At 73.0% G+C, this 6561-nt stretch carries 3 protein-coding genes; all 3 read right to left on the reverse strand.

Going from position 1 to position 6561, the window contains the following annotated elements; genetic code table 11:
* Positions 1-2452, reverse strand: a 2452-nt coding sequence (gene tmk / locus TR50_RS27825) for a dTMP kinase (protein ID WP_084701081.1), incomplete at its 3' end; no start/stop codon positions are given.
* Between the two features lie 265 nt (positions 2453-2717).
* Positions 2718-5531, reverse strand: a complete 2814-nt coding sequence (gene topA / locus TR50_RS27830) for a type I DNA topoisomerase (RefSeq protein WP_042427852.1) — start codon at positions 5529-5531, stop codon at positions 2718-2720.
* A gap of 510 nt (positions 5532-6041) precedes the next feature.
* The coding region (locus TR50_RS27835; RefSeq protein ID WP_236654617.1) for a DUF3592 domain-containing protein at positions 6042-6561 on the reverse strand (520 nt) is incomplete at its 5' end.

The raw sequence follows: 6561 nt of genomic DNA on the forward strand, positions 1-6561 counted from the left end.
GCTCCGCCTCCTCCTCCGCGCGACGCGCGGCCTCGGCCTCGGCGGCGGCCCGGGCGGCCTCCGCCGCCTCGCGGGCGGCCTCGGCCGCCTTGCGGTCCTCCTCGGCCTGGCGGGCCTTCTCCGCCTCCTCCGCCTCCAGGCGGAGCCGCTCCAGCGTGGCCTGGCGCTCACGCTCGGCCCGCTCCTCCTCGGCCTTGCGGCGGGCCTCCTCCTCCAGGCGGCGCGCCTCGGCCTCGCGGGCCAGACGCTCCCGCTCCGCCAGGGCCTGCTTCTCCTGCTCCGAGAGCGGCAGCTCGCGGTCCAGCCGGTGCCGGATGGAGGTGGTGACGGCGGGCGCGGGCTGGCCCGCGTCGACGATCAGGTAGCGGGCCGGGTCGGCGGCGGCCAAGGCCAGGAAGGCGGAGCGGACCCGCTGGTGGAACGCCTCCGGCTCGGACTCCATCCGGTCCGGCGCCTCCGAGAAGCGCTCACGCGCGGCCGACGGGGCGACGTCCAGCACCACCGTCAGATCCGGCACCAGGCCGCCGGTCGCCCAGCGGTTGAGCCGGGCCACGTCGGAGGCGGCCAGGTCGCGGCCCGCGCCCTGGTAGGCGATGGAGGAGTCCGTGTACCGGTCGGTGATGACGACCGCGCCGCGCTCGAGCGCGGGCAGGATCACCGAGTCGACGTGCTCGGCCCGGTCGGCCGCGAAGATCAGCGCTTCGGCGCGGTGCGAGATGCCCGTGTTGGCGACGTCCAGCAGCATCGCGCGCAGCCGCTGGCCGATGGCGCTGCCGCCCGGCTCCCGGGTGAGCACCACTTCGTGGCCCTTGCTGCGGATCCACTCCGCCAGCGCCTGCGCCTGCGTGGACTTGCCCGCGCCGTCGCCGCCCTCCAGGGCGATGAAGAAACCCGTCCCCGCCCGGTACGCGGGCGGCTCGGAGCCGGCGGTCAGGGCGTCCCAGACGTCGCGCGGCAGCGGCGCGACGCCCTTGCGGTCGTCGGCGCGCAGCAGCACCACGACGCCGGCGACCACCAGCAGCAGCCCGGCCAGCGCGACCGAGAGGCCCGCGCCGCCGTGGTCGAAGGTCAGCGTGGTGCCGCCGAACTGCTCGGGGCCGAAGGCCGCGCCGATCAGCGGGGAGGCGACGAGCGCCAGAGCGACGGCGACCCGCAGCATCGCGTGCAGGTGCTCGTCCACCTTGGGCTGACGGGCCTCCTCGGTCTCCTGCCGCAGCAGGTCGCGCGCGCCGCGGAAGGCGACGCCGCCCGCGATCCCGGCGAAGGAGAAGAGCACCAGCGCCAGCACGTAGTCGCGGACCAGGCCGCCCAGCACCAGGCCGAGCCCGGAGACGACCATCGCGAGCGGCAGCAGCCGACGCCGGCTCAGCGGAGGCAGCACGCTGCGGCTCACCCGCAGACCGAGCAGCACGCCCGCGGTCAGCGCGAGGACCAGCAGCGCGTAGCCGATCTCACCGGCCAGCAGGTCGAAGGCGTGCACGTAGGCGACACCCGCGGCGGCCGCGATCGCCGCACCGGTCGCGCAGGCGGCGAAGGAGAAGGTGAGGGAGGAGCCGGTGCGCCCACGCGCGACCAGGCCCGGGGTGACGTCCGCCGGGGCCCGCAGGTTGGTCAGCGGCGAACGCGGCTCGAACGGCCGCGTTCCATCGCCCGCCGCGTCCGGCAGCTCCTGCCGGAAGTGCAGCACGCCGGCGAGCACGAACAGCGCGGCGGCGGCGAAGCCCGCGAGGGCCAGCGGATGCGCGGACAGCCACGAGACGCCCTGCCCGACGCCCTGGTTCACCAGCATCAGCAGGACGAAGCCGAGGGCGGCGAGCGGGAGGGAGACGTACCCCGTCCACAGATCGATGTGACGCAGTACCGGGCGCTGGTCCACCGGCGGGAGCCCAGGGGTGGCGCTCGGCAGCAGCGACTCGGTGAAGGACTCACGGGTGACGGTGACCACCCGCTCGAGCGCGGCGGTCACGAAGACGGTGACCAGCAGCCAGATCCAGGCTCTGGTACCGGTCCAGCTGACCCAGAACAGCGCGCACCCCAGCAGCACGGCGCGCAGCGCCTCCGCGCCGACGAGCAGCTGCCGCCGGTCCAGACGCCGCGTCAACTGCGCGAGCGGGGCCAGCAGTACGGCGCCGAAGAGCAGCGTGCCGAGCAGCCGTGCGCCGATGGCCGCGGCGAGCGCGAACAGCGCCGCCGAGTATCCGCCGCCCAACGCCTGGGCCCCCGTGACGGCGCGCACCGTCAGCGCGAGCAGCGTCAGCAGTGCGAGGCGGTCCCCCAACGTCCCCACCGCCTGGGCGCGCCAGGCGCGCCCGTAGGCACGACCGCGCAGCAGCGCACGGGCACGATCGGTCGGGCTGACGCCGACGAACGTTCCGCTGCTGCGGTCCTCTGGGCGGGGGCTCTGGTGGCTCTCCGGGGCCTCGCTGGTGGGCTCCTGCGACTCGGCGCTCATACCGCCAGCCTAACCGGAGCCCCCGACACCCCGTCCCCCTGTTGGCAGACGGTTACCTTCCGGTACCGAAGCTGGTGCGCTTCGAGGGGCCACAGGGAGCTCAGGTGCGCGAGCAACCACCCTGTGCGGACGGCCCTGTTCGAACGAGGACCACCTGCATGTCGGACGGAAGCCTTCCCGGCCGAAGGCCGGGCGGGCCGGGGCGGGGCGGGGCCGGGTGAGCCGGGGCGGGGCCGTGCGTCAGGCCCCACCCCTGGGTCTACCGCTACGCGCTGGCGGTCTTCTTCGCCGCGGCCTTCTTCGCCGGAGCCTTCTTCGCGGCCGTCGTCTTCGCGGCGGTCGTCTTCTTCGCGGCCGCGGTCTTCTTCGCCGGAGCCTTCTTCGCCGTCTTCTTGGCGGGCCCCTTCGCGCGCTTCTCCGCGAGCAGCTCGAACGCCCGCTCCGGCGTGATCTCCTCCACGGAGTCGTCCCGCCGCAGCGTCGCGTTGGTCTCTCCGTCGGTGACGTACGGGCCGAAGCGCCCGTCCTTCACCACGACTGGCTTCTCGCTGACCGGGTCCACGCCCAGCTCCTTCAGCGGAGGCTTCGCCGCCGCGCGACCGCGCGCCTTCGGCTGGGCGTAGATCGCCAGCGCCTCCTCCAGGGTGACCGTGAACATCTGGTCCTCGGTCTCCAGGGAGCGCGAGTCCGTGCCCTTCTTCAGGTACGGCCCGTAGCGGCCGTTCTGCGCGGTGATCTCGACGCCCTCGGCGTCGGTCCCGACGACCCGCGGCAACCCGAAGATCTTGAGCGCGTCCTCCAGCGTCACCTCGTCCAGCGACATGGACTTCAGCAGCGAGCCGGTGCGCGGCTTGACGGCGTTCTTGCCGGTCTTCGGCGTGCCCTCGGGAAGGATCTCGGTGAAGTAGGGCCCGTAGCGGCCGTCCTTCGCGACGATCTGGCGGCCCGTCTCCGGGTCGGTGCCGAGCATCCGCTCACCGCTCGGCATGGCCAGCAGTTCCTCGGCCAGCTCGACCGTCAGCTCCTCGGGAGCCAGGTCGTCCGGGACGTCGTGGCGCTCCTCGCCGCGCTCGACGTAGGGGCCGTAGCGGCCGACGCGCAGCACGATGCCGGAGTCGCCCAGCGGGAAGGAGCTGATCTCGCGGGCGTCGATCGCCCCGAGATCGGTGACGAGCTCCTTGAGGCCGCCGAGGTGGTCGCCGTCGCCGTTGCCGGCGTCCGCCGCGGACGCGGCCGCGCCCTCGACGTCGCCCTCGCCGAAGTAGAAGCGGCGCAGCCACGGCACCGACTCGGCCTCGCCGCGGGCGATGGCGTCGAGGTCGTCCTCCATCTTGGCGGTGAAGCTGTAGTCGACCAGGCGGCCGAAGTGCTCCTCCAGCAGCCGGACGGCGGCCAGGGCGACGAAGGACGGGACGAGCGCCGTGCCCTTCTTGAAGACGTAGCCGCGCCGGATGATCGTGTCGATGATCGCCGCGTACGTGGACGGGCGACCGATCTCGCGGTCTTCCAGCTCCTTGACCAGCGAGGCCTCGGTGTAGCGGGCCGGGGGCTTGGTCGCGTGGCCGTCGGGGGTGATCTCGTCGGCGGTGACGCCGTCGCCCTCGGCCATCGGCGGCAGCCGGCGCTCGCGGTCGTCGAGCTCGGCGTCCGGGTCGTCGCGGCCCTCGACGTAGGCCTTGAGGAAGCCGTGGAAGGTGATGATCTTGCCGGAGGCGGAGAACTCGACGTCCCGGCCGTCGGCGGCCAGGCCCGCGACCTTGACCGAGACGGACTGCCCGACGGCGTCCTTCATCTGGGAAGCGACGGTCCGCATCCAGATCAGCTCGTAGAGCTTGTACTCGTCGCCGGTCAGGCGGGTCTCGGCCGGGGTGCGGAAGCGGTCGCCGGAGGGACGGATCGCCTCGTGCGCCTCCTGGGCGTTCTTGACCTTGCCCTGGTAGGTGCGCGGCGCGTCCGGCAGGTACTCGCGACCGTAGAGCTGCTCGACCTGCGCGCGGGCGGCGTTCACGGCCGTGTCCGAGAGCGTGGTCGAGTCGGTGCGCATGTAGGTGATGAAGCCGTTCTCGTACAGCTTCTGCGCGACGTCCATGGTGCGCTTGGCGCCGAAGCCCAGCTTGCGGCTGGCCTCCTGCTGGAGCGTGGTGGTGCGGAACGGCGCGTACGGGGAGCGCCGGTACGGCTTGGACTCGACGCTGCGGACCCGGAAGTCGGTCGCGACCAGCGCGGCGGCCAGGCCCCGCGCGGCCTCCTCGTCCAGGTGCAGCACCTGACCGGAGGCGGCGGACGCGCCGGAGGCGCTCTTGAGCTGCCCGAGCGAGTCGAAGTCACGACCGGTCGCGACGCGACGGCCGTCGACCGCGCTGAGGCGGGCGCCGAAGGTGCCCGGCTCCCCGGCGGCCGCGGCGCGGCCGGCGTCGGCGGTGGCGAAGACGGCGGTCAGGTCCCAGTAGGAGGCGGAACGGAACGCCATGCGCTCGCGCTCGCGCTCGACGACGAGGCGGGTCGCCACGGACTGGACGCGGCCGGCCGAGAGCTTCGGCATGACCTTCTTCCACAGCACCGGGGAGACCTCGTAGCCGTAGAGGCGGTCGAGGATGCGGCGCGTCTCCTGGGCGTCGACCAGGCGCTTGTTCAGCTCGCGCGGGTTGCGCACGGCCTCCTGGATGGCGTCCTTGGTGATCTCGTGGAAGACCATCCGGTGCACGGGCACCTTCGGACGCAGCACTTCCTGCAGGTGCCAGGCGATGGCCTCGCCCTCGCGGTCCTCATCGGTCGCGAGGAAGAGCTCGTCGGCTTCCTTCAGCAACGTCTTGAGCTTGGAGACCTGAGCCTTCTTGTCCGGATTGACCACGTAGATCGGCTCGAAATCGTGGTCCACGTCGATGCCGAGGCGCCGGACGTCGCCGGTGTAGCCCTCGGGGACCTCGGCCGCCGTGCCGGGAAGGTCCCGGATATGCCCGACACTCGCCTCGACCACGTATCCAGGGCCCAGGTAACCCTTGATCGTCTTCGCCTTGGCCGGCGACTCGACGATGACGAGTCGACGTCCGTCGCGTGCGGTCTCGCTGGTCGGGGACACCTTCGCTCTTCTCTCCCGGTCGATGAGGGGGTGGCCGCCGCGGCTCGCGGCGACACGGTCCTGAATGCGGAGTGTGACCGCACCCCGGTGCCCCTTGTCAAACGGACGGATCCCGACATGTCTGTGCCGGAGGCCCTCCGCTGCCACTCGAACGGTAACCCGAGCAAGCCGGTTCCCGCTGTTCGGGCGGGGTCGTACGGTATGTCGTACGTGGTCACACGAATGCGCGATCAGGTCTGCGAGCAGGCCGATCCTCGGGGCGGCGCGCCCGGCGGGGGCGCGGACCCGCCGAACAGACCCGAACCGGACAGCCGGATCATAGGACCGGCCGTCGGAATTCCGGTGCGGAAACCAACCCGTTCGGCGTGTCTCTGCCCATCCGGACGCATGGGCATGCACCCGTCTGATAGAGCCATCGTCTTCCGCCGATCAGGACCCTCGCCTTCCGCCGCGACGCGGCGACGCCGACGGGATCGGCGGGACCGGCAGGATCGGCGGGACCGGCGGGGCTCAGAACGCGGCTGCGAGCAGCGTCACACCGCAGGCGGCGAAGGCCAGGCCGAGCAGGAGCCAGAACAGGTCGCTGCGGCTCTGCGGCACCCCCTCCAGCGCGACGCGGGTCGGCTCCTGAGGGTCGTAGCGGACCGGCACCAGCGCCCCGACGGGGAGCGCAGCGGAGCGGCGGATCGAGGTCCACCCGCGCGGGCGGGTGATCACCTGGCCGTGGCCCTCGACCTCGAAGCTGAGCAGCGGCGCGTTGTCGGCGTGGTCGACGTCGGTGGCGCGGTCGGGGTCGGCGATCGGGTCGGGGTCAGCGATCGGGTCAGGGTCGGCGGCCTCAGCGTCACCGAGGGCCTGACGCGGACGATCCGGAAGGTCGGGCTCGCCCCTGGTTCCGGAGGCTGTCCCTCCAGCCGGGACGCCGACGGGCTCGCCGACCGGCTCGCCGAGCGATTCCAGCGCCGAGGAGGCGACGACCCGGGCCATCGCGCCGACACCGACCCGCCGCAGGGTGCGTCGCAGGCGCACC

The organism is Streptacidiphilus anmyonensis (assembly GCF_000787855.1).
Lineage (GTDB): Bacteria > Actinomycetota > Actinomycetes > Streptomycetales > Streptomycetaceae > Streptacidiphilus > Streptacidiphilus anmyonensis.